Source organism: Variovorax jilinensis (assembly GCF_030316885.1).
Lineage (GTDB): Bacteria > Pseudomonadota > Gammaproteobacteria > Burkholderiales > Burkholderiaceae_C > Variovorax > Variovorax jilinensis.
This window is the reverse complement of sequence record NZ_JASZYQ010000001.1, coordinates 868,261-893,102: the sequence shown is the minus strand read 5'-3', so window position 1 is coordinate 893,102 and position 24,842 is coordinate 868,261. Positions and strand designations below refer to the sequence as shown.

General features: G+C 69.5%; 23 protein-coding genes. 10 read left to right on the top strand and 13 right to left on the bottom strand.

Annotated features, from left to right (window positions below; translation table 11 throughout):
* Window positions 1-47: 47 nt before the first annotated feature.
* The 3 genes from QTH87_RS04285 to QTH87_RS04275 all read right to left on the bottom strand — a co-directional run bounded on the left by QTH87_RS04285 (window position 48) and on the right by QTH87_RS04275 (window position 4,943).
* Complete coding sequence (locus QTH87_RS04285) at window positions 48-2,051, bottom strand: acetyl/propionyl/methylcrotonyl-CoA carboxylase subunit alpha (protein WP_286607166.1); 2,004 nt, start codon at window positions 2,049-2,051, stop codon at window positions 48-50.
* A gap of 18 nt (window positions 2,052-2,069) precedes the next feature.
* Window positions 2,070-3,692 carry an acyl-CoA carboxylase subunit beta gene (locus QTH87_RS04280; protein ID WP_286607164.1) on the bottom strand — a complete coding sequence of 541 codons (1,623 nt, stop codon included), beginning with the start codon at window positions 3,690-3,692 and terminating at the stop codon, window positions 2,070-2,072.
* 75 nt (window positions 3,693-3,767) lie between these two features.
* Window positions 3,768-4,943, bottom strand: a complete 1,176-nt coding sequence (locus QTH87_RS04275) for an acyl-CoA dehydrogenase family protein (RefSeq protein WP_286607162.1) — start codon at window positions 4,941-4,943, stop codon at window positions 3,768-3,770.
* Window positions 4,944-5,063: 120 nt separating this feature from the next.
* Between QTH87_RS04275 and QTH87_RS04270 the strand changes: the two genes are divergently transcribed.
* The 4 genes from QTH87_RS04270 (at window position 5,064) to QTH87_RS04255 (ending at window position 8,243) form a co-directional block, all read left to right on the top strand.
* Window positions 5,064-5,585 (top strand): C40 family peptidase, encoded by a 522-nt coding sequence (locus tag QTH87_RS04270; protein WP_286607161.1) that lies wholly within the window; start codon window positions 5,064-5,066, stop codon window positions 5,583-5,585.
* 95 nt (window positions 5,586-5,680) lie between these two features.
* Window positions 5,681-7,507, top strand: a complete 1,827-nt coding sequence (locus QTH87_RS04265) for an acyclic terpene utilization AtuA family protein (RefSeq protein WP_286607159.1) — start codon at window positions 5,681-5,683, stop codon at window positions 7,505-7,507.
* A 67-nt stretch (window positions 7,508-7,574) separates the two neighbouring features.
* Entirely contained in the window at window positions 7,575-7,835 is a 261-nt protein-coding gene (locus tag QTH87_RS04260; protein ID WP_286607156.1) for a hypothetical protein, read from the top strand.
* A 15-nt stretch (window positions 7,836-7,850) separates the two neighbouring features.
* A complete protein-coding gene (locus QTH87_RS04255; RefSeq protein ID WP_286607154.1) occupies window positions 7,851-8,243 on the top strand; it encodes a helix-turn-helix domain-containing protein in 393 nt (130 codons plus the stop codon).
* 29 nt (window positions 8,244-8,272) lie between these two features.
* Here the strand turns inward: QTH87_RS04255 and QTH87_RS04250 are convergent, their stop codons facing one another.
* Window positions 8,273-9,157 (bottom strand): LysR family transcriptional regulator, encoded by an 885-nt coding sequence (locus QTH87_RS04250; protein WP_286607152.1) that lies wholly within the window; start codon window positions 9,155-9,157, stop codon window positions 8,273-8,275.
* Between the two features lie 115 nt (window positions 9,158-9,272).
* On the opposite strand from QTH87_RS04250, the gene QTH87_RS04245 reads away from it, so the two are divergent.
* From QTH87_RS04245 to QTH87_RS04235, 3 genes are read left to right on the top strand one after another with little or no spacing between them, the layout of a single operon-like run.
* Window positions 9,273-10,253 carry a tripartite tricarboxylate transporter substrate binding protein gene (locus tag QTH87_RS04245; protein ID WP_286607150.1) on the top strand — a complete coding sequence of 327 codons (981 nt, stop codon included), beginning with the start codon at window positions 9,273-9,275 and terminating at the stop codon, window positions 10,251-10,253.
* A gap of 10 nt (window positions 10,254-10,263) precedes the next feature.
* The gene (locus tag QTH87_RS04240) at window positions 10,264-11,439 is read left to right on the top strand and encodes a M20 aminoacylase family protein (RefSeq protein WP_286607148.1); all 1,176 of its coding nucleotides are present in this window, start codon (window positions 10,264-10,266) and stop codon (window positions 11,437-11,439) included.
* 55 nt (window positions 11,440-11,494) lie between these two features.
* Entirely contained in the window at window positions 11,495-12,160 is a 666-nt protein-coding gene (locus QTH87_RS04235) for a DUF2238 domain-containing protein (RefSeq protein WP_286607146.1), read from the top strand.
* 70 nt (window positions 12,161-12,230) lie between these two features.
* Here QTH87_RS04235 and QTH87_RS04230 read toward each other — a convergent pair whose 3' ends face one another.
* Window positions 12,231-13,364 carry a zinc-binding dehydrogenase gene (locus tag QTH87_RS04230; protein WP_286607145.1) on the bottom strand — a complete coding sequence of 378 codons (1,134 nt, stop codon included), beginning with the start codon at window positions 13,362-13,364 and terminating at the stop codon, window positions 12,231-12,233.
* A 121-nt stretch (window positions 13,365-13,485) separates the two neighbouring features.
* Window positions 13,486-14,799 (bottom strand): hemolysin family protein, encoded by a 1,314-nt coding sequence (locus QTH87_RS04225; protein WP_286608023.1) that lies wholly within the window; start codon window positions 14,797-14,799, stop codon window positions 13,486-13,488.
* Between the two features lie 22 nt (window positions 14,800-14,821).
* Between QTH87_RS04225 and QTH87_RS04220 the strand changes: the two genes are divergently transcribed.
* Entirely contained in the window at window positions 14,822-15,664 is an 843-nt protein-coding gene (locus tag QTH87_RS04220) for a symmetrical bis(5'-nucleosyl)-tetraphosphatase (RefSeq protein WP_286607144.1), read from the top strand.
* A gap of 3 nt (window positions 15,665-15,667) precedes the next feature.
* Here QTH87_RS04220 and QTH87_RS04215 read toward each other — a convergent pair whose 3' ends face one another.
* The 5 genes from QTH87_RS04215 to guaD form a co-directional block, all read right to left on the bottom strand.
* Window positions 15,668-17,170 (bottom strand): DEAD/DEAH box helicase, encoded by a 1,503-nt coding sequence (locus tag QTH87_RS04215; RefSeq protein ID WP_286607142.1) that lies wholly within the window; start codon window positions 17,168-17,170, stop codon window positions 15,668-15,670.
* Between the two features lie 110 nt (window positions 17,171-17,280).
* A complete protein-coding gene (gene ypfJ / locus QTH87_RS04210) occupies window positions 17,281-18,162 on the bottom strand; it encodes a KPN_02809 family neutral zinc metallopeptidase (protein ID WP_286607140.1) in 882 nt (293 codons plus the stop codon).
* Window positions 18,163-18,211: 49 nt separating this feature from the next.
* Window positions 18,212-18,487, bottom strand: coding sequence for a hypothetical protein (locus tag QTH87_RS04205; protein ID WP_286607139.1), 276 nt, complete (start codon window positions 18,485-18,487; stop codon window positions 18,212-18,214).
* Window positions 18,488-18,608: 121 nt separating this feature from the next.
* Window positions 18,609-19,175 (bottom strand): dCTP deaminase, encoded by a 567-nt coding sequence (gene dcd / locus QTH87_RS04200; protein ID WP_286371529.1) that lies wholly within the window; start codon window positions 19,173-19,175, stop codon window positions 18,609-18,611.
* A gap of 48 nt (window positions 19,176-19,223) precedes the next feature.
* Window positions 19,224-20,516 (bottom strand): guanine deaminase, encoded by a 1,293-nt coding sequence (gene guaD / locus QTH87_RS04195; RefSeq protein WP_286607136.1) that lies wholly within the window; start codon window positions 20,514-20,516, stop codon window positions 19,224-19,226.
* Window positions 20,517-20,711: 195 nt separating this feature from the next.
* Between guaD and QTH87_RS04190 the strand changes: the two genes are divergently transcribed.
* Window positions 20,712-21,857, top strand: coding sequence for a glycosyltransferase family 4 protein (locus QTH87_RS04190; RefSeq protein ID WP_286607134.1), 1,146 nt, complete (start codon window positions 20,712-20,714; stop codon window positions 21,855-21,857).
* A gap of 13 nt (window positions 21,858-21,870) precedes the next feature.
* On the opposite strand, the gene QTH87_RS04185 is transcribed toward QTH87_RS04190, so the two are convergent.
* Window positions 21,871-22,770: a LysR family transcriptional regulator gene (locus QTH87_RS04185; protein ID WP_286607132.1), complete on the bottom strand. Its 900-nt coding sequence runs from the start codon at window positions 22,768-22,770 to the stop codon at window positions 21,871-21,873.
* Between the two features lie 107 nt (window positions 22,771-22,877).
* Here QTH87_RS04185 and QTH87_RS04180 point away from each other — a divergent pair, with 107 nt between their 5' ends.
* A complete protein-coding gene (locus tag QTH87_RS04180; RefSeq protein WP_286607130.1) occupies window positions 22,878-23,654 on the top strand; it encodes an SDR family NAD(P)-dependent oxidoreductase in 777 nt (258 codons plus the stop codon).
* Between the two features lie 6 nt (window positions 23,655-23,660).
* Here the strand turns inward: QTH87_RS04180 and QTH87_RS04175 are convergent, their stop codons facing one another.
* On the bottom strand, window positions 23,661-24,770 hold the full coding sequence (locus QTH87_RS04175) for a BMP family ABC transporter substrate-binding protein (protein ID WP_286607129.1): 1,110 nt from the start codon (window positions 24,768-24,770) through the stop codon (window positions 23,661-23,663).
* Window positions 24,771-24,842: the final 72 nt, after the last annotated feature.

Sequence of the window (24,842 nt, the reverse complement as noted above, 5' to 3'; positions counted from 1 at the left end):
TCTTGGCTTCGCGCGCCGGGCGGCCGGCCCGAGGGCCGGGCTCAGGGTCACGCAGGCGCCGCCTCCGCCACCTCGATCTCGGCCACCACGCGGCTCGCCCCGACCTGCTCACCCATCGACACATGCAGCGCCGACAGGCGTCCCGCGACCGGTGCCGTGTGCACGTGCTCCATCTTCATGGCTTCGAGCGTGACGATGGGCTGGCCGGCCGCGACGGTGTCGCCGACCGCCGCGAGCACGGCCACCACGCGGCCGTTCATGGAAGCACGCAGCTTGCCGTCGCCGCCCGAGTCGCCCTGGCGCGCGGAGGCCGCCCGGGTCTTGTCCTCGATGCGCAGCGCCAGGCCGCGGTACTGCAGCAGCAGCGTGGCGCCGTCGCGGAACCAGGTCGCATGCTCCTGCAATCCGTCGCAGACGAAGCGCACGCTGTCCTCGCCGAGCACCAGGCCTTCGATCGCGAAGCGTCGCTCATCGAGCGCGACCTCGAAACGGCCTTGCCGGGGCAGGGTCACGCTTGCGGCCTGCGCCTTGCCGCCGAGCTCGAAGCGCAGCGAGATCGGCAGGTTGTGCAAGAGCCGCCGGCCCGCCGCGCGAGGCCCGCGCGCTCCCGTGGTCTCGTAGAGCAGCACCGCGGCCAGCGCTGCCGCGCGGGCACGGGCCGCATCGTCGGATGCCAGCAGTTCCGCCTGGTGCTGGCCGATGAAGGCCGTGGTCGCGCCGCCGGCGGCGAACACCGGATGCGCGAGGCAACTGCGCAGGAAGGCCTGGTTGGTGGTGACGCCGAGCGCCACGGCGTCTTCCAGCCCGGCGGCAAGCTTGCGCCTGGCTTCGTCGCGCGTGCGGCCGTGGCTGATGAGCTTGGCGATCATCGAGTCGTAGTACGGAGGAATCTCGGCGCCCGAGCACAGCGCATCCTCGATCCGCAGCCGGGTCGGCATCTTCCACAGCGCCACCGTGCCGCTTTGCGGCATGAAGTTCTGGTCGGCATCCTCGGCGCACAGGCGCACCTCGATCGCATGGCCCTCGAAGCGAACCTGTGCCTGCGTCAGCGGCAGGGCCTCGCCGGCCGCCACGCGCAGCTGCAACTCGACCAGATCGAGCCCGGTCACGGCCTCGGTCACGGGATGCTCGACCTGCAGCCGCGTGTTCATCTCCATGAAGTAGAAGTTTCCCTCGCGGTCGAGCAGGAACTCGAGCGTGCCCGCACCTTCGTAGCGGATCGCCTTCACGGCCGCCACCGCGGTCGCGCCCATGCGCTCGCGCAAGGCGGCATCGACCGCGGGCGACGGCGCCTCCTCGATCAGCTTCTGGTGGCGGCGCTGCACCGAGCAGTCGCGCTCGCCCAGGTGGATCGCATTGCCGTGGCGGTCGGCGAAGATCTGGATCTCGATGTGGCGCGGCTCGACGATCGCACGCTCGAGGATCACCTCGGGGTCGCCGAAGGCACTTTGCGCTTCCGAACGCGCGCTGCGCAGCAGCTCGGCAAACTCGGCCGCCGACGGCACCAGCCGCATGCCGCGTCCGCCACCGCCCGCCGTGGCCTTGATCATCACGGGGAAGCCGATGCGCGCGGCTTCCCGGGCCAGGCGCTCTTCGCCCTGGTCCTCACCCTGGTAGCCCGGAATGCAGGGCACGCCGGCCGCCTGCATCAAGGTCTTGGCGCCGGCCTTGTTGCCCATCGAGACGATGGCCTCGGCCGAGGGCCCGATGAAGACCAGGCCCGCGTCCTTGCAGGCCTGCGCGAAATCTTCGTTCTCGGCCAGGAAGCCGTAGCCCGGGTGCACCGCATCGGCGCCGCTCAGGCGCGCGGCCTCGATGATGGCCTCGATGCGAAGGTAGGACTGCGCAGGCAGCGGTTCGCCGATGCACACCGCCTGGTCGGCCTCCTGCACATGGCGCGCATCGGCATCGGCCGTGGAGTGAACCGCCACCGTGCGGTAGCCCATGGCGCGCGCGCTGCGGATCACGCGCAGCGCGATCTCGCCGCGGTTCGCGATCAGGATCTTGTGGAAGGGCGTGGCGGTCCCGGCCGGAATGGTGTCGTGGGTCATTTGCAGGCGCTTTCGGCTTCAGGGGCGAGCAACCGAGAACTGCATCCGGTGCGGCTCGCGCAGCTCGGCGTCGCGGCAGATCGACAGCACCTTCGAGAGCACGGTGCGCGTGTCGCGCGGATCGATCACGCCGTCGTCGAGCAGGCGCGCGCTGGTCGTGAAGACGCTCATCTGGCTGTCGAAGCGCTCGACGATGCGGCGCTCCATCTCGTCGAGCTTCTCGCGGTCGACCTCGCCCCCCTTGCGCTTCATGGCAGCCTCGGTCACGTTGACCATGGTCTGCGCGGCCTGCTCGCCGCCCATCACGGCGGTCTTGGCGTTGGGCCAGGAAAAGCAGAAGCGCGGATGAAAGCCACGCCCGCACATGCCGTAGTTGCCGGCGCCGAACGAGGCGCCGCAGTAGATCGTGATCTGCGGCACCGTGGCGTTGGTCACGGCCTGGATCATCTTGGAGCCATGCTTGATCATGCCGGCCTCCTCGTAATCGCGCCCGACCATGTAGCCGGTCGTGTTGTTGAGGTAGAGGATCGGCGTCCTCGACTGGCAGCAGGCCTGGATGAAGTGCGTGGCCTTGGTGGCGCCGGCCGGGTCGATCGGGCCGTTGTTGGTGATGACGCCCAGCGGCAGACCCTCGATCTTGATGTGGCCGACCACGGTCGCGCCGCCGTAGTTCTCGCCGAACTCGAGGAACTCGGAATCGTCGGCGATGCGCGCGATGACCTGCTTCATGTCGACCGGACGCTTGTGGTCCATCGGCATGATGCCGAGCAGTTCCTCGGCATCGTGGCGCGGCGGCTTGAAGGCGCGCGGCGGCTCCACCCGCAGGTCGCGGTTCCAGTCGATTTTGGCGAGGATCTCGCGCGCGATGCGGATCGCGTCGCGGTCGTCCTCGGCCAGGTAGTCGCCCAGGCCCGAGATCGAGGTGTGCATGACGGCGCCGCCGAGTTCCTCCTCGGTGGCGATCTCGCCGGTCGCGGCCTTCAGCAGCGGCGGGCCCGCGAGGAAGGCCCGCGAGCGTCCGCGCACCATCACGATGTAGTCCGACAGCCCGGTCTGGTAGGCGCCGCCCGCGGTCGACGAGCCGTGCGTGACGGTGACCACCGGCAGCCCCGCGGCCGAGATGCGTGCGAGGTTGCGAAACAGGCTGCCGCCCGTGACGAACTCCTCGACCTTGTAGGTCATGAGGTTGGCACCCGCGCTCTCGACCAGCTGGATGTAGGGCAGCTTGTTCTCGAGCGCGAGTTCCTGCATGCGCAGCTGCTTGGGAATGCCCATGGGCTGCAGCGCACCGGCGTCGATGCCGGAATCGGAGGCGTTGATCATCGCGCGCACGCCCGAGACCCAGCCGATGCCGCCGATCACGCCGCCGCCCGGCACGCTCTTCTCGAGGTCGGGGTTGTCGAGGCCGAGCCCGGCCAGCGACGAGATCTCGAGGAAGGGTGAGCCCGGATCGAGCAGCAGCGACAGGCGCTCGCGCGGCAGCAGCTGGCCGCGCTTCTCGAAGCGCTCGCGCGACCTGGCCGAGGTCGCGACGCTGCGGCGTTCGTAGCCGCGCACGCGCTCGAGCAGTGCGAGCATGCCATCGGCATTCGACTTGAAGGCCTCGCTGCCCGGGGAGATGGTGGATTCGATGATGGCCATGGTCGCTGGAGGTGGTGTGGTTCGAGCTTAGGGACCGGCTCGGTGCCGGTCTTGCGCGAAGTGGCTGCGCCGAGTTCAGAGCCCGAGCTGGCGCGCCGCGAGGTCCTTCATGACCTCCTCCGATCCGCCGCCGATCATCATGACCTTGACCTCGCGGTAGATGCGCTCGCTGCGCGTGCCGCGCATGAAGCCCATGCCGCCGAGCAGCTGCACGGCCTGGTCGGCGCAGAACTGCATCGCCTGCGTGGCCTGCACCTTGGCCAGGCAGACCCGCGCCACCAGCCGTGCCGGATCGGCCAGCTTGTGCTCGATGCGGTAGGCCAGGTCGTAGATCAGCGTGCGGGCGGCATCGATGCGCATCGTCATGTCCATGACCTTGTGGCGCACCACCTGGCGTTCCGACAGCGGCATGCCGAAGGAAGTGCGCTGGCGCGTCCAGTCGACCGCCTCCTCGAGGCAGACCTCGGCGAAGCCGCAGGCCAGCGTGGCCATGAACAGGCGCTCGGTGTTGAAGTTGTTCATGAAGGTCTTGAAGCCCTTGTTCTCCACCCCCACGAGATTGACCAACGGCACGCGGCAGTCGTCGAAGCGGAGGTGGGCGGTGTCGGAACTCCACCAGCCCATCTTCTTGAGCGCGGTGCGGCTGAGGCCCGGCGTGTCGCCGTCGATCAACAGCACCGAGATGCCGCCCGCGCCCTTGATCGAAGGATCGGTCCGCACCGCGGTGGTGATGAAGTCCGCGCGCATGCCCGAGGTGATGAAGGTCTTCTCGCCATTGACCACGTAGTGGTCGCCGTCGCGGATCGCGGTGGTCTTCAGCGCCGCCACGTCGGAGCCGCCCGAAGGCTCGGTGACCGCCAGCGCCGCGATCTTCCGGCCGGCCAGCACCGGCGGAATGACGCGTTGCTTGAGCGCGTCGCTGCCGGCATGCAGGATCGGCGGCAGCGCGATGCTGTGCGAATTGAGCGAGGCCTGCAGCCCGCCGCCGCCGCAGCGTGCGAATTCCTCGGCCACGATGAGCTGGAAGAACACGTCGGCCGGCGTTCCGCCATAGGCCTCGGGATAACCCAGCCCCTGCACCCCCATCTCGGCCGCGCGCACGTAGAGTTCGCGCGGAAAGGTCTCGGCCTCGTCCCACTCGGCGACGAAGGGCGTGATCTCGCGCGCGATGAACTCGCGCAGGCCGGCGCGGAACTGCTCGTGCTCGGGCGTGAAATAGAACGGCAGCGGTGGGGCCTCTAGGAATTCCATGGTGTCTCCTGTGGGCGCGAGGCTAGCCCGGCGCCGGCGCGGGGTCTTGTGCCTAGTGGCTGCCCGCCTGCGGGTGCAGAATGCACGCCGTCCCCACAGCCGACCGCGCGAACCGCTTCGATGCCTCATCACGTCCTCGCCGCCTCATCCGCCTGCGCCGCCCGCAGGCGTCTGCTGTGCTCGGCACCGCTCGCCGCCGGCCTGCTGCTCACCGCGGGCTGTGCCACCCGCCCTCCCGCCGCGTCGTTCGACAGCTATCCGGGCGCGCTGACCGCCGAGCAATCGAACGACATCGCGATCCAGGCGCTGGGCCTGGTCGGCACGCCGTACCGCTATGGGGGCAACACGCCCCAGGGCGGCTTCGACTGCAGCGGCCTGATCGGCTACGCCTACCGCCAGGGGGCCGGCCAGGCCACGCCGCGCACGGTGGCGCGCATGACGGGCTTCGGGCGCCCGGTGCCCATGGCCAGCCTGCGCACCGGCGATCTCGTGCTGTTCGGCGCGGCGACACCCTCGCATGCCGGCATCTACGTGGGCGAAGGCCGCTTCGTGCATGCGCCCTCGACAGGCGGCGAGGTGCGGCTCGACCGGCTCGACGGCATCTACTGGTCGCGCCAGCCGACGCAGGCACGCCGGCTCTGAGGCCAGGCCGCGGCGCCGGCAGCGACTTGGCGCAAGCGTTTTGCGCCCCTCGTGGCTAAGCTCGTAGTCCCGTTGCGACCGAGAAGCGAACCGACATGACCACCTCCGAGCCCCAGCCCGCGCCGAAGAAGACCACCGTCCGCATCGGAGGCGCCTCGGGCTTCTGGGGCGACAGCATGGTCGCCGCGCCGCAGCTCGTGAAGCTGGGCCGGCTCGACTACCTGGTGTTCGACTTCCTGGCCGAGACCACGATGTCGATCCTCGCCTCCGCGCGCGCCAGGAAGCCCGAGATGGGCTACGCCACCGATTTCGTCGAGATCGCCATGAAGTCCGTGCTGGCCGAGGTCAAGCGCCAGGGCGTCAAGGTCGTGAGCAACGCGGGCGGCATCAACCCTCACGGCTGTGCCGCCGCTCTGCAGGCGCTGGCAGAGGCCGAGGGCATCGCGCTGCGCATCGCGGTGGTCGAAGGCGACGACGTCAGCACGCAGATGCCGCAGCTGCGCGAGAACGGCACGCGCGACATGTTCACCGGCGAGGCACTGCCCGAGAAGGTGCTGAGCGCCAACGCCTACCTGGGCGCACTGCCGATCGCCGCCGCACTGGCCGCGGGCGCGGACGTGGTCATCACCGGCCGCTGCGTCGACAGCGCCGTGACGCTGGGCCCGCTCATGCACGAGTTCGGCTGGACGAGCGACGACTTCGACCTGCTGGCCTCGGGCAGCCTCGCGGGCCACATCATCGAATGCGGCTGCCAGGCCACCGGCGGCCTGCACACCGACTGGGAAGACATTCCCGACTGGGCCCACATGGGCTACCCGATCGTCGAATGCCAGGCGGACGGCAGCTTCGTCGTCACCAAGCCCGAAGGCACCGGTGGCAAGGTGATCCGCGCCAACGTGATCGAGCAGCTGCTCTACGAGATCGGCGACCCCGGCGCCTACCTGCTGCCCGACGTGAGCTGCGACTTCCGCGAGGTCGTGATCGAGCAGGTCGGCCCCGACCGCGTGCGCGTGGGCCCGGCCCGAGGCTACGCGCCGCCGGCCAGCTACAAGGTCTCGGCCACCCAGCTCGACGGCTTCCGCTGCGCCGGCAGCATGATCTTCATCGGCATCGATGCCGAGAAAAAGGCGGTGCGCACGGCCGAGGCCATCATCGAGCGCACCGGCGAGATCCTGCAGCAGATGGGCCTGCCGCCCTTCAGTTCGACCTTCATCGAGGTCATCGGCTCCGAGTGGCTGTACGGCCCGCATTCGCGCACGCGCCAGGTCCGCGAGGTGACGATGCGCGTGGTCGCCAATCATCCGCAGAAGGCGGCGCTCGCGATGTTCGCGCGCGAGATCGCGCCTTCGGGCACCTCGTGGGCACCCGGCACCACGAGCCCGGGTGGCGGCCGACCCGCGGTGTCGCCGCTGATCAAGCCCTTCGCCTTCACGCTCGCCAAGTCCGAGGTGCCGACCGCCTTCGTGCTCGACGGCGAACGCCATGCGGTGGCGCTGCCGGCCGCGGCGCGTTCGAGCGGCCCGGCGGCCGCAGCGGCCGATCCGCAGCCCTTCACCGGCGACGACGAGGAACAGGTGGCGCTGCGCCTCATCGACCTGGCCTGGGCCCGCAGCGGCGACAAGGGCAATCTCTCGAACATCGGCCTCGTCGCACGCCGCCCCGAATGGATGTCGCTGCTGTGGTCGCGCATCACGCCGGATTTCGTGCGCAGCTATTTCGCGCACCTGGTGCACGGCAAGGTCGAGCGCTTCCACCTGCCCGGCACCGTTTCGATGAACCTGCTGCTGCACGATGCACTCGACGGCGGCGGTCCGTCGTCGATGCGCATGGACCCGCTGGGCAAGGGGATGGCGCAGATGCTGCTGGATGCGACCGTGATGGTGCCGCGACGGGTGGCCGAGGCGGCGACAGGCGCGCGCTGAGACGCAGCTTCCGAGGGCTGGCGACGCGGCGCCCGCCGACACCCTCCGCGGCGATCTCGCGCTGCCCATGCTCGACCTGCTGCGCGCCGACACCTACGTCTCCTTCACCTGGGACAAGGCCGCCCATCGCTTCGATCGCGTCAAGGCGCTCAACATGTCGGTCGAGAACCTGCGCAGCTGGGACGAGTACTACCGCTTCATCGACCCGCTCACCTTCCCGATGATGGAGCGCCGCCATCCCACGCTGGCTACCCAGATCCTCTGCCAGAGCGACCTGTCGCGCACCGAGTTCTTCAACGACTTCCTGGCCCGCGACCACATGCACTGAGGCGTCAACGTCTACGTGTTCGCGCAGGGCGAGTGCACCGGCGACATGCGGATCTGGCGTCGGCGCGAGCGCGGCAACTTCGAGAGCAACGCGATCGATGCGCTGCGCCTGGTCGAGCCCGCCTTTGCCGCCGCGCTTGCGCGCTTCCAGTGGGAGGCAGACCCACTGCTGTCGGCACCGGCGCGCGAGAGCGTCACCGAACTGCTGCAGCGGCGCTCGGCCTTGAGCCACCGCGAAGCGGAGGCGGTGGCACTGGTGCTCTCGGGCTGCCCCGACAAGCAGATCGCGCGCAACATGGCAGTCGGCCTGCCCACCGTGCGCTTCCATCTCGCCAACGCCTTTCGCAAGCTGCGCGTCGAGAACCGCACCCAGCTCGCGGCGCGGGCCCAGGCGCTGGTCCACGACTAGGGCCAGGCCCGGTTTCGAGTCGCACGCGCTCAGTCGTGCATCAGCTGCCGCATCAGCTCGCGCACGATCGCAAGGCCAGGTGCCTGCGTGCGCCGCCGCAGCGTCACCAGCCCGAAGCGCGCCACCCGCAGGTGTGCGGACTGCAGCTTCAGCTCGACGAGATCGGGCGCCGCGGCCCTGATCGCGAGCAGCACCGCATCGCTGCTGCGCGCCACGTCGACCAGACTCGCCAGTTCCTCGCATTGCAGCGTCACGCACTGCGCCGGATGGGCGTCCGGGCCATAGGCCTCGACCAGGCTGCGCGCCACCTCGTCGCTCAGGGGCGTCGATGCGATCGGATAGGGCTTCAGCGCATCGAAGCGGATGGCGCTGCGCTTGCGAGCCAGCGGATGCCCCTTGCGGCACATGAAGACGCCGCGCATCTCGCAGAAGGTGTCGATCTCCAGATCGACACCGGGCACCAGCGAGCGGGCGTCCACCACCAGCGCATCGAGCGTGCGCGCGCGCAGGGCCTGGGTCAGCAGCTCGGTGGCACCGCGCGCCACCGTCACGCGCACCTTGGGATGGTGCTTCGCCATGTGCATCAGCAGCGGGGTCATGAGCATCGCGCCGGGGCCCGAGCCCATGCCGATGCGGATCGCACCGCCCTGCCCCTCGTGCATGCGGCGCGCGCTGTCGCGCAGCTCGCCGGCCTCCAGCACCAGCTGGCCTGCGCGCACCACCACGTCGCGGCCGAGAGGCGTGAGCTCGCTGCGGCGGCCGATGCGATCGAACAGCGGCGCACCGAGCTCGTCCTCGAGCGCGCGGATGCTGCGGCTGAAGGCCGGTTGCGTGATGCACATGGCCTGTGCCGACTTGCTGAAGGACCCGCTCTCGGCCAGAGAGATGAGGTGCCTGAGTTGAACCAGCGTCATGGCGGCGGCCTTTCATGCATGCATTGAAAGAATGGTAACGCGCACAACAATGCATTGGATGTTCGCAGCCGGTGCTCCTAGCATGCGATCCACCCCCACGTCATCGAGGAGCTCCATGAAGCCGCTGATCCAACGTTCGATCGCCGCCGGCCTGTTGCTGCTGGCCGCAGCCGCCGCCTGTGCCCAGGGTTACCCGAACAAGCCCGTGTCGCTGATGGTGCCCTACCCGGCGGGAGGGCCCTCCGACGCGGCCGCGCGCATCTTCACGGTGCCGCTCGGCAAGGAGCTCGGCCAGCAGGTGATCGTCGAGAACCTCGGCGGCGTGGCCGGCGCGCTGGCGGCGCAGAAGGTGCTGGCGGCGCCGGCGGACGGCTACTACCTGTTCCAGGGTTCGCCCAACGAGGTCATCCTCGCGCCGCTCGCCAACGCCGCGGTCAAGCTCAAGGCCGAGGACTTCCGCCTGGTGCATCCGGTGACCGATGCGGTCATGGTGGTGGTGGCGCGCAAGGACCTGCCGGCCAACAGCATGGACGAGCTGATCGCGCTGGCGCGCAAGTCGGCCGACAAGCCGCTCACCTACGGCAGCGTCGGCGTCGGCTCGCTCTACCACCTGATCCTCGAGGACGTGCAGCGCCGCGCCGGCATCCAGCTGATTCACGCACCCTACAAGGGCAACGCGCCGCTGCTGCAGGACATCGGCGGCAGCCAGGTCGATTTCGCGGTGCTGGTCTACAGTGCCGGCATGGGCGCCATGGCCGAGCAGGGCCGGCTCAAGGTCATCGGCCAGCTCGGCGCCAGGCGCTCGGAGCTGCTCAAGAACCTGCCGACCGTGAGCGAGGGCAAGGAGCTGAAGGATTTCGCGTTCCAGATCTGGAGCGGCTTCATGGTGCCGAAGACCACGCCCGAGCCGGTCGTGCAGCGGCTGCACGATGCCATCGGCGCCACGTTGAAGGACCCGAACGTCCGTGCCCAGCTGGCTGCCCAGACGCAGCTCGCGGCGCCGCCGATGTCGCTGGCCGAGGCGGCAAAGTTCTACGAGAGCGAGACCGCCCGCTACCGCGCGATCGCGAAATCGATCAACCTGCAACCGCAATGAGGAACCCCGCATGAGCGCACTACTGGACCGCCTCCATGGCCAGGCCGACGAGTTCATCGACCTGCGCCGCGACATCCACCGCCATCCCGAACTGGCCTTCGACGAGCACCGTACCTCGGCCCTTGTGGCCGAGAAGCTGCAGGCCTGGGGCTACCAGGTGCAGCGCGGCCTCGGCGGCACGGGCCTGGTGGGCCAGCTGGTGCGCGGCGACGGCACGAAGCGGCTCGGCGTGCGCGCCGACATGGACGCGCTGCCGATCGACGAAGCCACCGGCCTGCACTACGCAAGCAGCCATGCGGGCGTGATGCATGCCTGCGGGCACGACGGCCACACCGCGATGCTGCTGGCCGCGGCGCACCACCTGGCAGAGCACGGCCGCTTCTCGGGCACGCTGAACCTGATCTTCCAGCCGGCCGAGGAAGGCGGCGGCGGCGCGCTGCGCATGATGGAGGACGGCCTGTTCGAGCGCTATCCCTGCGACGCGGTATTTGCCATGCACAACATGCCCGGCATGCCGCAGGGTCGGCTGGTGCTGCGAGAAGGTGCGGCGATGGCCTCGTCGGACTACGCCACCGTCACGCTCACGGGCGTCGGCGGCCATGGCGCGATGCCGCATCGCGCAGCCGATCCGGTGGTGGCGGCCGCGAGCATCGTGATGGCGCTGCAGACCGTGGTCTCGCGCAACATCGATCCGCTGCAGATGGCGGTGGTCACGGTCGGCGCGCTGCATGCGGGCAAGGCCAACAACGTGATCCCGCAGAGCGCGACGCTCGAGATCAGCATTCGAGCGCTCGACCGCGAGGTGCGCGCCAGGCTGGAACAGCGCGTCAAGACGGTGATTGCTGCGCAGGCCGAGAGCTTCGGCGTCACGGCCCGCATCGACTGGCGCCCCGGCTACGCAGTGCTGGTCAACACGCCCGCCGAGACCGACTTCGCGCGCAAGGTGGCGCTCGAGCTGGTCGGCGCCGACCAGGTCGAGCTGCAGGGTCCGGCGCTGCCGGGCAGCGAGGACTTCGCCTTCATGCTCGAGCGCGTGCCGGGCAGCTACCTCTTCATCGGCAACGGCGACGGCGACAGTGCCGGCGCCTGCATGGTGCACAACCCGGGCTACGACTTCAACGATGCCAACGTGGCAATCGGGTCGGCCTACTGGGTCTTGCTGGCAGAGCGCTTCCTGGCGGCATGAGGCGGGGCGGCCGGCTCCGCGATACTCGCGGGTCCACCGCACCTTCAGCCGCCACATGCCCGTCCAACGCCACACGGCGCCCACCGCGCTCCTCCTCGCCTCGGCGGTGCTCATCGCGCTGCTCGTGCTCTCGGGCCTGCGCCCGTACGACCGCGCCACCTGGTGGATGGAGGTGGCGCCGGTGCTGATCGTGCTGCCGCTGCTGTGGTTCACGCACGGCCGCTATCCGCTCACGCCGCTGCTCTATGCACTGGTCTTCGTCCACTGCGGCGTGCTGATGCTCGGCGGCGCCTACAGCTATGCCCGCGTGCCGCTGGGCTTCTGGCTGCAGGAGCTGCTGCAGCTTCACCGCAATCCCTACGACAAGATCGGCCACTTCATGCAGGGGCTGGTGCCTGCGATCGCGGCACGCGAGATCCTGCTGCGCGGCGACTACGTGCGCGGACGCCGGATGCTGGCCTTCGTGGTCGTGTGCATCGTGCTGGCGATCAGCGCGAGCTACGAGCTGATCGAATGGGGCGCCGCCCTCGCAATGGGTCAGGGCGCCGACGAGTTCCTCGGCACCCAGGGCGATCCGTGGGACACGCAATCGGACATGTTCATGGCGCTGATCGGTGCGATCGCGGCGCTGTTGCTGCTCTCGCGCCCGCACGATCGGCAACTCGCGGCGCTCTCTGCGCGACTGCCTGCACGGCCGGCCGACAGCGCGGTCAGAAGCTGAGGCGCAGGCCCAGGTCGCGTAGCCGGCCGGCACGCCTGGTTCAGGCCGGAGGATGATTGGTGGGCCGACGCTACCTGGCGGGATTGAGCAGGTACTTTTCGCCCGTGGCGTGGCGCGAATACACCGCGATGCGCTCGGGCGTGAGCGCCTCGGCCATCGAGACCTCGCTCGTGTAGCGGCTCGCGAAGGTGGTCTTGAGCTCGGCCGCCACGCGCGCCCTGAGCCGCGCCTGCCCTTCGGGCCCGATCTTCTGCAGGAAGGGGAACAGCAGCCAGCCGCCCATGCCCCAGGTCATGCCGAAATTGCGCGCGAACTCGGTCGGCCCGCGGTCGAGGCCTCCGTAGATGTAGACCTGCTTGTGGGTGGTCGATCCATAGCGGCTGTACTCGGTGGCGGTCCGGTTGAGCGCGACCTCCATCGCCGTGAGGATCTGCCCCGCGAGCTTGCCGCCGCCGATGGCATCGAAGGCCAGCGTGGCGCCGGTGGCGACCAGGGCCTCGACCAGCGTCGCCATGAAGTCGGGCGCACTGGCATCGCAGACGTGCACGGCGCCGAGGCCGCGCAGCAGTTCGGCCTGCTCCTGGCGGCGCACGATGTTCACGAGGCCGACGCCGTCGGCGATGCAGATGCGGTTGAGCATCTGGCCGAGGTTGGAGGCCGCCGCGGTGTGCACCAGCGCCTTGTGTCCTTCGCGCCGCATCGTCTCGACCATGCCGAGCGCGGTCAGCGGATTGACGAAGGCCGAGGCGCCTTCGGCCGCCGTCGTGCCCTCGGGCAGCGGCAGGCACTGGGCCGCGGCGATCGTGCGGTACTGCGTGTACATGGCGCCGCCGAGCACTGCCACGGTGCGCCCCAGCAGCGCCTGCGTCGCGGGCGAGCTGCCGGCTGCCACCACGGTGCCGGCACCTTCGTTGCCCACCGGCATCGGCTGGTCGAGCCGTGCCGCCATGCTCTTCAGCGCCGCTTGCGGAACCTTCGCGACCACCACCGGGCGGCTCGCGGTCCCCGAAGCCACTACCGTGCCGAGGTCGGCGGCGCCGAACAGCAGGCCGAGGTCGGAAGGGTTCATCGGCGCTGCCTCGACGCGCACGACCACCTCGTCGGCCCCCGGAGGCGCGAGCGGCACTTCGGCCAGCGAGAGCGTGAGCTCGCCCTGGCGGCTCACGAGGGAGTGGATCTGCAGCGTGGTGGCGGGAAGGGTCATGGCGGTCTCCTGGGCAGGCTGGGGGGCTGGGGCGGGCCAGTATAGGAGGCCTGCGCGGGCGCTTCGCTGTCAGGCAACGGCAGCAGCCAGCCGGCCACACGGCTGGACTTCAAAGCCCTGCTCAGGGCGCCAGGTCGGCCGCGCCGGCGTCGGGGTAGGCCAGCACGCGATCGATGCGCTTGCCCTCGAGCGCCGCCACCTCGAAGCACCAGCCCGCGCAGTCGATGCGCTCGCCGACCTCGGGCAGATGGCCCGAGACCAGCATCAGCAGCCCCGCGACCGTGTTGTAGCGGTCGCGGTCCTCGTCGGGGAGCTCGCGGATGCCGAGGCGCGCGCGCAGCTCCGACACCGGCATCAGGCCATCGAGCTCCCAGACGCCGTCGGGCCGCTCGCGCGCCCAGGCCTCGGCATGGGTGGCCACCTGCAGTTCGCCCGTGATGGCCTCGAGCAGGTCGCGCGGCGTCATGAGGCCCTGCACCACGCCGTATTCGTCGACCACGAAGACCAGCCGGCCGGCCTGCGAGCGGAACTGTTCGAGCAGCTCCATGCCGGTCAGCGTCTCGGGCACGAACACGGCCCCCTGGGCCGCCTGTTCGATGGTGCCCTCGTGCGCGGGCCCGAGGCGCAGCAGGTGGGCCACACTGATCACGCCGACCACGTCGTCGAGCGATCCGCGGCACACGGGGTACCACGAGTGCACGAGGTTCAGGGCGCCGGCTGCCGACACCTTCTGCAGGCTCTCGGCCACGCTCCATGCGGCGTCGAGCCACTCGATGTCGGCGCGCGGGATCATCAGCGAGCTCAGGCGACGGTCGTCGAGATGGAACACGTTGCGCACCATCTGGTGCTCGTGCATCTCGATCACGCCGGCGTCCACGCCCTCCTCGAGGCTGGCCGAGATCTCTTCCTCGGTCACGGTGCGGGCCGTGTTCGAGTCGATGCGCAGCAGCTTCAGCGTGGCCGCGGTGACGCCCGAGAGCAGCAGCACGAAGGGCTTCGCCGCGGTGGCGAGACCGCGCATCGGCCGCGCCACGTAGCGCGCCACCGATTCCGGATAGAGCTGGCCGATGCGCTTGGGCACCAGCTCGCCGAAGATGATCGTGAAGAAGGTGATGCAGGTCACGACCACCGCGGTCGACACGATGCTCGCGGTGCCTTCTCCCAGCCCCCATCCGTGCATCACCACGGCCAGCGGCTCGGCGAAGGCGGCTTCGCCGACGATGCCGCTCAGCATGCCGATCGACGTGATGCCGATCTGCACGCTCGAGAGAAACTGAGTCGGATCCTCCATCAGCTTGAGCGCCGCGGCGGCACCTGCATCACCGGTTTCGGCCAAGGCCGCGAGGCGCGCGCGGCGGCTGACCGAGAGGGCCATTTCGGACATTGCGAACAACGCGTTGAGCGTGGTCAGCAAGGCCAGCAGGAAGACATCCATGAAGGGGGGAGAGAATGGGAACATGGCACTTTACTTGATCGGCGACGTGCAGGGCTGCGACGAACCCCTGGGCCGTCTGCTCGACCGCATCGACTTCTCGGCCAGCCGCGACACGCTCGTGCTGCTCGGCGACCTCGTCAATCGCGGTCCGGCGTCGGCCGCCGTGCTGCGCCGCGTGCAACGGCTGGGCGCGTCCGCGAGCAGCCTGCTCGGCAACCACGACCTGCACCTGCTCGGGGTCGCGCACGGCGTGCGCAGGCGCGGACGCAAGGACACGATGGCGGCCGTCCTCGATGCGCCCGATGCCGCGGCCATGCTCGACTGGCTGCGCCACCAGCACATGGCACTGCATCGCAGCGTGGCCGGCGCCGACCTGCTGATGGTGCATGCGGGCGTACTGCCGCAATGGAGCGTGGGCGACGTGCGGGCGCGCGCGGACGAAGTCGAGTCGGTGCTTCGCGGGCCCGCGCTGGGCGATTTCCTTCAGACGATGTACGGCGACGAGCCCGCGCAATGGAGCGATGCGCTCACGGGCAGCGCCCGGCTTCGCGTCATCGTCAACGCGCTGACCCGGCTGCGCTTCTGCTCGGCCGAGGGCGTGATGGAGTTCGACACCAAGGACAGCGCAGGCGCCCCGCCCGCGGGCTTCATGCCGTGGTTCGACGTGCCGGGCCGGCGCACCGCGGCCGCCTCGGTGGCCTTCGGCCACTGGTCGACGCTGGGCTGGCTGTCGCGGCCCGATCTGCTGTCGACCGATACCGGCTGCGTCTGGGGCGGCTGCCTCAGCGCGGTGCGCATCGGCGCCACGCTGCAGCAGCGCGAACTGATCCAGGTCGACTGCCCGCAGGCGCAGCGACCCGGCTGATCGTCAGTTCGACGAGGTCTCGGTGCTGGGCGCAGCGGGGGTGGTGGCCTTGAACAGGGCTGCCACCTTGCGCTTGGTCTTGATGTTGGCCGAGATGCCGCGCGCCGGCGCGGCCTTGGCGGCGGATTCCCAGGCCGGCGTGGCCTCGCGCTCGACCGGTGCCTCGTAAGGCTGCTCGAAGAAGGGGTCGCGCGATGCCGCGGGCGCGCGGTGCGGCCGCGTGCTGCGAACCGGGCGCGATTCGGTGCTGCTGCGCTCGCGCGGACGGTCGAGCGTGTCGAGCACGTCGCGTGCATCGCCGGCCTCTCCCTCTTCGCGCCAGTGGCGGCGACCGTCGTTGATGCGGCCGCGCGGGCGGTCTTCGTCGAACTCGATCGCCTCGAGCTCGATCTTCTTCTTGATCAGCTTCTCGATGTCGGCCACGAGTCGGACGTCGTTGCCGCCGCTCGCGAAGCTCACCGCCAGGCCCGAGGCACCGGCGCGGCCGGTGCGGCCGATGCGGTGCACGTAGTCCTCGGCATTGAACGGGATGTCGAAGTTGAAGACCGCGGGCACGTCCTTGATGTCGAGGCCGCGCGCCGCGACGTCGGTCGCCACCAGCAGGTCGACCTCGCCGGCCTTGAAGGCGGCCAGCGCCTTGAGGCGCTCGTCCTGGCTCTTGTCGCCGTGCAGCGCGGTGGTCTTGAGGCCTTCGCGCTCGAGCGAGCGCGCGAGCCGCGCACAGCCGAGCTTGCTGTTGACGAAGACGAAGGCCTGCGTGATGCCGCGTTGGCGGATGATCTGCTTGAGCGCGCGCCGCTTGTCGTCGTCGCTGACGCTGAAGAAGCGCTGCTCGACCGTGGAGGCGGTCTCGTTGGGCCGCGCGACCTCGATCGTCACCGGGTTCTGCAGGTAGCTGCCGGCCAGCCGCTTGATCTCGGGCGAGAAGGTGGCAGAGAACAGCAACGTGGTGCGCTGCTTGGGCAGGTAGGACAGGATGCGCTGCAGGTCGGGCAGGAAGCCGATGTCGAGCATGCGGTCGGCTTCGTCGAGCACCACGTACTCGACCTGGTTGAGCACCGCGTTCTTGGCCTCGATGTGGTCGAGCAGGCGGCCCGGCGTGGCAACCAGCACCTCGACGCCCTTCTTGAGTTCGAGCGTCTGCGGCTTCATGTCGATGCCGCCGAACACCACCGCGCTGCGCAGGTTGGTGTACTTGGCGTAGAGCTTGACCTGCTGCGCGACCTGGTCGGCCAGCTCGCGCGTGGGCAGCAGCACCAGCGCCCGCACCGGATGGCGCGCCGGGGAGGTCGAGCTGTTCTCGTGCTTGAGCATGCGCTGCAGCAGCGGCAGCGAGAAGGCCGCGGTCTTGCCGGTGCCGGTCTGCGCCGCACCCATCACGTCCTGGCCCGAAAGAACCACCGGAATGGCCTGTTCCTGGATCGGCGTCATGGTCTCGTAGCCCATTTCGGCTACGGCGCGCGCGAGAGGTTCGGACAGGGAAAGATTGGAGAAGGAGCTTGTCATGAAGCCCTCGATTGTCGCACTTTGGCGAAAATCGGCCATGACAGGCCCGTGACGAGGGATTTCCGCGCCCACGCCGGGGCCCTTCGGCTCCCCGGCGGGCGGGTTTCCGGCTACAGCGTCTTGGCCGCGAAGGTGTCGCAGTCGCGCATGTTGCCCGACTTGAAGCCGGCGCCGAACCAGCGCTGGCGCTGGGCGCTGGTGCCGTGCGTGAAGCTGTCGGGCACCACGGCGCGGCCGGCCGAACGCTGCAGTGCGTCGTCGCCGATCTTCTGGGCCGCGTTCATCGCGGCCTCGATGTCGCCCGGGTCCAGCCACTGCTTCGATTGCTGCGAGTGATGGGCCCAGACGCCGGCCAGGCAGTCGGCCTGCAGCTCGACGCGCACGCTCAGCGCATTGTTCTGGGCCTGGCTCAGGCGCCCGCGCATCTGGTCGACCTTGCCGGTGATGCCGAGCTGGTCCTGCACGTGATGGCCGATCTCGTGGGCGATCACATAGGCCTGGGCGAACACGCCGGGCGCGCCGAGCTGGTTCTTCAAGGTGTCGAAGAAGCCGAGGTCGATGTAGACCTTCTGGTCGCCCGGGCAATAGAAGGGCCCCATGGCCGACTGGCCGGTGCCGCAGGCGGTCGGCGTGGCGCCGCGGAAGAGCACCAGGCGCGAGGGCTGGTAGGTGCTGCCGTTCTGCCGGAAGACATCGGTCCAGACCACCTCGGTGTTCTTGAGCACGGTCGAGACGAAGGCCGCCTCTCGGTCTTCCGGCGGCGGCTTGGGTGCCGGACCCTGCTGCACCTGTGGTGACGGATCGCCGCCTCCGCCGGCCAGCATGCCGAGCATGGTGAGCGGGTTGATGCCGAAGATCCAGCCCGCGATCAGCGCCACCGCGACCGTGCCGATGCCGACGCTGCGGCCCCCGATCGGGAGGCCGATGCCCCTGCCACCGCCGTTGCGGCGGTCCTCGACGTTGTCGGACTGCTCGTTGCCTTCCCACCTCATGGCTCGCTCCTCGCCACCCGATGGGCAGCCGTCGCGGAATGGTACGCGGTCAACGGTTCACCAGGTAGCCCACGTTCATGACACCGCCAGCCGTGGCGCGCTGCGCCGTCGGCGTGACCGACGCAGCCTTCGACGACGGCGCCGGCGCGGCACTGGCAGCGGCGGTGCGTTCCGCGGCGTAGTGCGCCTCGGCCTTGCGCACCTGCGATTGCGTCACCAGGGCCATCGATACGCTCAAGGCCAACGCGATGGCGGCCAGAGTGGCGATCAACAGCCACCGCAGTGGACTGGTCTCGGGTGCGCTGTCGAAGATCGGCGTCGTCATGTTCTCGCTCCTTGGGCCCGCGCCGAAGCACGCGGGATGGAACGAAATGTTGCCGGCGGCCCTGCCGGTGCGCAGGCCGTGGCGCGCCCGAGACGCTGTAGGACCGCGCCGAAGCCGCGCCTCAGGCTTTGGGAAGCGTGACGCCGCGCTGGCCCTGGTACTTGCCGCCGCGGTCCTTGTAGCTGACCTCGCAGACCTCGTCGCTCTCGAAGAACAGCACCTGCGCACAGCCCTCGCCGGCGTAGATCTTGGCCGGCAGCGGCGTGGTGTTGCTGAACTCGAGCGTCACGTACCCTTCCCATTCGGGCTCGAAGGGAGTCACGTTGACGATGATGCCGCAGCGCGCGTAGGTGCTCTTGCCCAGGCAGATGGTCAGCACGTTGCGCGGGATGCGGAAGTACTCGACCGTGCGCGCCAGCGCGAAGCTGTTGGGCGGGATGATGCAGCTGTCGCCATGGAAGTCGACGAAGCTCTTCTCGTCGAAGTTCTTCGGATCGACCACCGTGCTGTGGATGTTCGTGAAGACCTTGAACTCTGGCGCGCAGCGGATGTCGTAGCCGTAGCTCGAGGTGCCGTAGCTGATGATCTTGTGGCCGTCCTGTTCGCGGATCTGGCCCGGCTCGAAGGGCTCGATCATGCCGTTCTTCTCGGCCATGCGCCGGATCCACTTGTCGCTCTTGATGCTCATTTCAGGTCCTTGCTGGGGCCGCCATTCTAGAAGCGACGCCCGTCCGGCTCAGGCGGCACCGGCCTGCTGGGAGATGACCGTACGCTCGATCAGGCGGTCGTCGCCCAGCACGATCAGCGAGAACAGCAGTTCCTCGAGGTTGTTCGCGAGTGCGGTCTTGCGCGCCAGCAGCGGCGTGGCCTTCGGGTCGATCACCAGGAAATCCGCCTCGCAGCCCGGCTGCAGGTTGCCGATCACGCCGTCGAGGCCGAGCGCGCGCGCGGCGCCGCCCGTGTGGCGCCACCACAGCTGCGACGGCGCGATGCTGACGCCCTTCTTGGTCTGCCCCTCGCGGCCCACGTAGTAGGCCGCCATCATGGTCGCGAAGGGGCTGAAGCTGGTGCCGCCGCCGACGTCGCTGGCCAGGCCGTAGCGGTTGCCGATGCGATCGGCGCCCTCGAAGTCGAAGAAGCCGCTGCCGAGGAACAGGTTGCTGGTCGGGCTGACGGCGGCGGCGGTGCCAGTCTGCTGCATCAGCTGCCGGTCGGCATCGTCGAGCCAGATGCAGTGGGCATAGACCGCGCGCTCGCGCATCAGGCCGAAGCCGGCGTAGACATCGAGATAGGAACGCGCCTGCGGGAACAGTTCGCGCGCCCATTTGACCTCGTCGCGGTTCTCCGCCACGTGCGAGTGGATCCAGGTGTCGGGGTACTTCGCCGCCAGCTCGCCGGCCCCGCGCAGCTGCGCATCGGTGCTGGTGGGCGCGAAGCGCGGCGTGATCGCATAGCCCAGGCGATCGTGGTTGTGCCAGCGGCGGATCAGCGATTCGGTGTCGGCCAGGCTCTGCTCGGTCTCATCGCGCACGCCGTCGGGCGAATGGCGGTCCTGCAGCACCTTGCCGCTGATCATGCGCAGCCGGCGGCGTCGGGCCGCCTCGAAAAAGGCATCGACCGACTGCGGATGCGAGGTCGCGAAGGTGAGCGAGGTCGTCACCCCGTTGCGCAGCATCTCGTCGAGGAAGAACTCGGCCACCGAGGCCGAATGGGCCGGATCGGCAAAGCGGCTCTCCGCAGGGAAGGTGTAGTTCTCGAGCCAGGGCAGGAGCCCCTCGGCGGGCGCGCCGATGATGTCCGTCTGCGGGAAGTGGATGTGCATGTCGACGAAACCCGGTGCCAGGATGCGTCCGGGCAGGTGCGTGACCGCCACATGCGGATGGCGGGCCGCCACCTCGGCATGGGCGCCGGCGTCCTGCACGCGCTGCCGGCCGTCGGCATCCGGCCCGACCACCAGCAGGCCGTCGGTGTCGTAGACCGGCTGGCCGGCGTCGTCGAATCGCAGAAGGGAGGCGCGGTAGGCTTGCATGGCACCGAGGGTAAGGCAGCCCGGCTGCGACGCAATGTGCGTGCCCGTATGAGGGCTATATGTCACGGACGCTGGCGACGGCCGGCGCCGTGGGTGCCGGCAGCGCGACCGGCGACCCCGATAATCCGCCGACGCCACTCCACCACCCCGCCGAATGAAGAACCGCTGCGCCACCGCCAGGCCCGCCCGCCACCGATGAAAGTGCTTCTCGTCACCAACTACGTGCCCGACCAGCAGAACAGCATGCTCGCCTTCCGGCGCGTGCTCGAACGCGAGTTGCCGCACCAGGGTTGCGAGGTTCGCGTGGTCGCCCCGGCCGAACGCGTGCTGCGCTTCGCGCCCTCGGCGCGCTGGCGCAAGTGGTTCGGCTACGTCGACAAGTTCATCCTGTTCATTCCCGCGCTCCGGCGCGCGGCGCGATGGGCCGACGTGGTGCACGTGACCGACCACTCGAACGGCATGTACATCCCGTGGATCGAGAGCAAGCCCAATGTCGCGACCTGCCACGACGTGATCGCGATCCAGGCCGCGAAGGGCCATGCCGAAGGCTGGCAAGTGGGCTTCACGGGGCGCGTGTTCCAGCGGCTGATCGCGCGCGGCCTGGGGCATGCCGACATCGTGGCCTGCGTCTCCGAGCTGACGCGGCGCGAACTGCTTGCGCTGAATCTCGTCGAGCCGTCGCGCGTGACCAGCGCCCACAACGGGCTCAACGACGATTTCGCGCCGATGCCTGCGCAGGAACGGACGAGCATCCTCGCCAGGCTCGGCGTTCCGGCCGGGTCCTACCTGCTCCACGTGGGCATGCAGCATCCACGCAAGAACCGCGAGCGCGTGCTCGATGCCTTCATCGCGCTCCAGGCGCGGGCCGCCGCGGCCGGACGGGCGCCGGTGATGGAGCGGCTGGTCTTCGTCGGCCCGCCGCCCGAAGGCGAGATGCTCGACGCCGCCCGCAAGCACGGCGTCGCAGATCGCATCGTGGCGCTGGAGGGCATTTCGCACGCCGAGCTGCGCGCGGTCTACGGCGGCGCGACCGCACTGCTCTTTCCTTCGCTCCAGGAAGGCTTCGGCTGGCCGGTGATCGAAGCCCAGGCCAGCGGCTGTCCGGTGTTCACCTCGAATTTCGCGCCGATGAACGAAATCGGCGGCGAAGGTGCGGTCTATGTCGACGCCCGCGACCCGGTCGCGATGGCGCAGGCCATCGAGGAAGCCGCGCCGCGCCTGGAAGAAATGCGCCGCCTGGGCCTCGAGAACGCGGCCCATTACACGCCGTCCCGCATGGCCGCCGCCTACGTGGCGGCCTACGCCCTCGCGCTGGAACGGCGCGGCGGCCAGCCCCGCTAGGCACAGGCCCGGATCAGGCCTGCAGCCAGGGCTGAAGCACCCCGGCCACCCAGTCCATGAAGGCCAGGACGCGCTTGGGCTGGTGGCGCCGGTTCGCATAGACCAGCGACACCGGCATCGGCTCGCCCGGCAGTTCGGGCATGACCTCGACCAGCCGGCCATCGGCCAGTGCATCCCGCAGCCCCAGGCGTGGCGACTGGATCAGCCCCAGGCCCGCGATGCAGGCCGCCTTGTAGGCATCGGTGTTGGTCACGGTGACCAGCGACGCCATCGGCCGCAGCTGCCACCGCTTGCCGTCGTGGTATTCCCAGCCCAGCGGCGAGACGCCGAGCGCCTGCGCATAGTTGACGATCCAGTGGCGATCCAGGTCGGCCAGCACCTTCGGTACACCGCATCGCTCCAGGTAGGCAGGGCTGGCTGCATTGACGAGCGCCATCGTGCCGAGCGGCCGCGCGACCAGTTCGGAATCGCCGAGCCGGCCCACGCGCAGCACGCAGTCGAAGCCCTCGTGCACCAGATCGACTCGGCGGTCGGTGGTGCTGAGCTCGAGCGCCACCTGCGGGTGCGCGGCGAAGAACTCGGGCAGGCGCGGGATCACGGCCAGCTGCGCGATGCCGTTGGGCATGTCCACGCGCAGACGGCCGCGCAGGCTGGTCGGCGTTCGCTCGAACATGGAAGCGAGTTCCTCGGCGTCGGCCAGCAGGCCCTGGCAGGCCTGCAGGAACTGTTCGCCGTCGGGCGTCATGCGCACGCTGCGCGTGGTGCGGTGGAGCAGCCGGGTGCCGAGCTGCGTCTCGAGTTGCTGCACGCCGGTCGTGACGCGCGCGGGTGTCAGGCCCAGTTGCTCGGCGGCACGCACAAAACTCGACAGCGTGGCGACACGCGCATAGATGCGGAGCAGGTCGAGATCCATGACCAATTATTACTCTCGACCAAATAATTGATTATTGATGATCTCATTTATTTCCGTCCGATGCAGCAATAAAGTCAGGTCTTCCCTCCCCTCTAGGACCGCCCGACATGACCTTCGCCCCTCACGCCACCACCCCGATCGCCCTCGTCACCGGCGCCAGCCGCGGCCTCGGCAAGGCCACCGCACTGCACCTCGCGGAACGCGGTGTCGACCTCGTCATCACCTACCGCGACCAGGCCGCGCAGGCGCAGGAAGTGGTGGCCGCCGCCGAGGCCATGGGCCGGCGCGCGCTCGCGCTTCGACTCGACGTCGCAGTCAGCGCGGGTTTCGAGGACTTTGCCGGGCGACTGCGCGAGGGCCTCGCCGCCACGTGGCAGCGCGAACGCTTCGACTACCTCGTCAACAACGCGGGCGTCGGCGTGCACGCGGCCTTCGCCGAGACCACGGAGGAGCAGTTCGACATGCTGGTCGCGACGCACCTCAAGGGCCCGTTCTTCCTGACCCAGCGCCTGCTGCCGCTGATCGAGGATGGCGGCCGCATCGTCAACATCTCAACGGGGCTGGCGCGCTTCACGCTGCCCGGCTTTGCGGCCTATGCGGCCATGAAGGGCGGCATCGAGGTGCTGACGCGCTATCTCGCGAAGGAGCTGGGGCCGCGCGGCATCGCGGTCAACACGGTGGCGCCCGGCGCCGTCGAGACCGACTTCGGCGGCGGTGCCGTGCGCGACAACGCACAGATGAACCGCCAGATCGCCGCGCAGACCGCGCTCGGCCGGGTGGGCCTGCCCGACGACATCGGCGGCGCGATCTCGATGCTGCTGGCGCCCGACAACCGCTGGGTCACGGGCCAGCGCATCGAGGTCTCGGGCGGCCAGTCGATCTGATGCGCGTCAGGGCGCGCGGCGCGCCACCTTGCCCTGCACGCCGTCGACCAGCCAGTTCATGTTGAGGATCTGCTCGTCGGTCAGGCCCTGGCCCTTGGCGATCACGACCCGGCCCTCGTTGTCGCGCACGTCGGCAGCAACCGCGGCGAAGGGCTTGAGCCGGCCTGCCGCGATGTCCTGCTGGCGCGCCATCACCTCGTCCTGAACCGCCTTCGGCACCTTGGAGCCGAAGTCGCCGACCCGGATCATTCCCTCCTTGACGCCGCCCCAGACGCTGCCGCTCTTCCAGCTGCCGTCGAGCACCGCGCGGGCGCGCTGCGTGTAGTAGCCGCCCCACTGGTGCGTGACCGCGGCGATCTGGGCGTCGGGCGCCACCTTGCGCATGTCGGAGTGGTAGGCCACGGCCAGCTTGCCGCGTTCCTGCGCCGCCGCCATGACGGCGGTCGAGCCGGTGTGGAAGGCGATCACGTCGACGTCCTGGTTGAACAGGGCCATCGCAGCCTCGCGCTCCTTCGACGGATCGAACCAGACGTCGAGCCAGACCACCTTGACCTGCGCCTTCGGATCGACCGAGCGCATGCCCAGCGTGAAGGCGTTGATGCCCTGCAGCACCTCGGGGATCGGGAAGCCGGCGACGTAGCCGGCGACATGGGTCTTGGACATCCGGCCGGCCGCCACGCCTGCCAGGTAGCGGCCCTCGTAGTAGCGCGCGTTGGCGATCGCCACGTTGGGCGCGGTCTTGTAGCCGGTGATCGACTCGAACTTCACGTCCGGGAAGTCGCGCGCGACCTTCAGCGTGGGCTCCATGTAGCCGAAGCTGGAAGTGAAGATGAGCCGATGGCCCTGCCGTGCCAGGTCGCGGATCACGCGCTCTGCGTCGGCACCCTCGGCGACGTTCTCGACGAACGTGGTCTTGACCTTGGCGCCGAGCGCGGCCTCGACCGCCTTGCGGCCGTCGTCGTGCTGGCGCGTCCAGCCGGCGTCGGTGACCGGCGAGACGTACACGAAGCCGACCTGGAGCGGATCGGCCGGAGCCGGCGCAGTCGGGGAAGTCTGGGAAAAAGTCGGCGTGAAGAAACAGGCGGCCGCGAGCGCGGCAGCGAGGTTTTTATACATGGTAGTCCTCTACATGGCCCCGGAATGAAAGAGGCGCCGCGGGGCAGCGGCGCCGGCCCGCATTTTACCGAA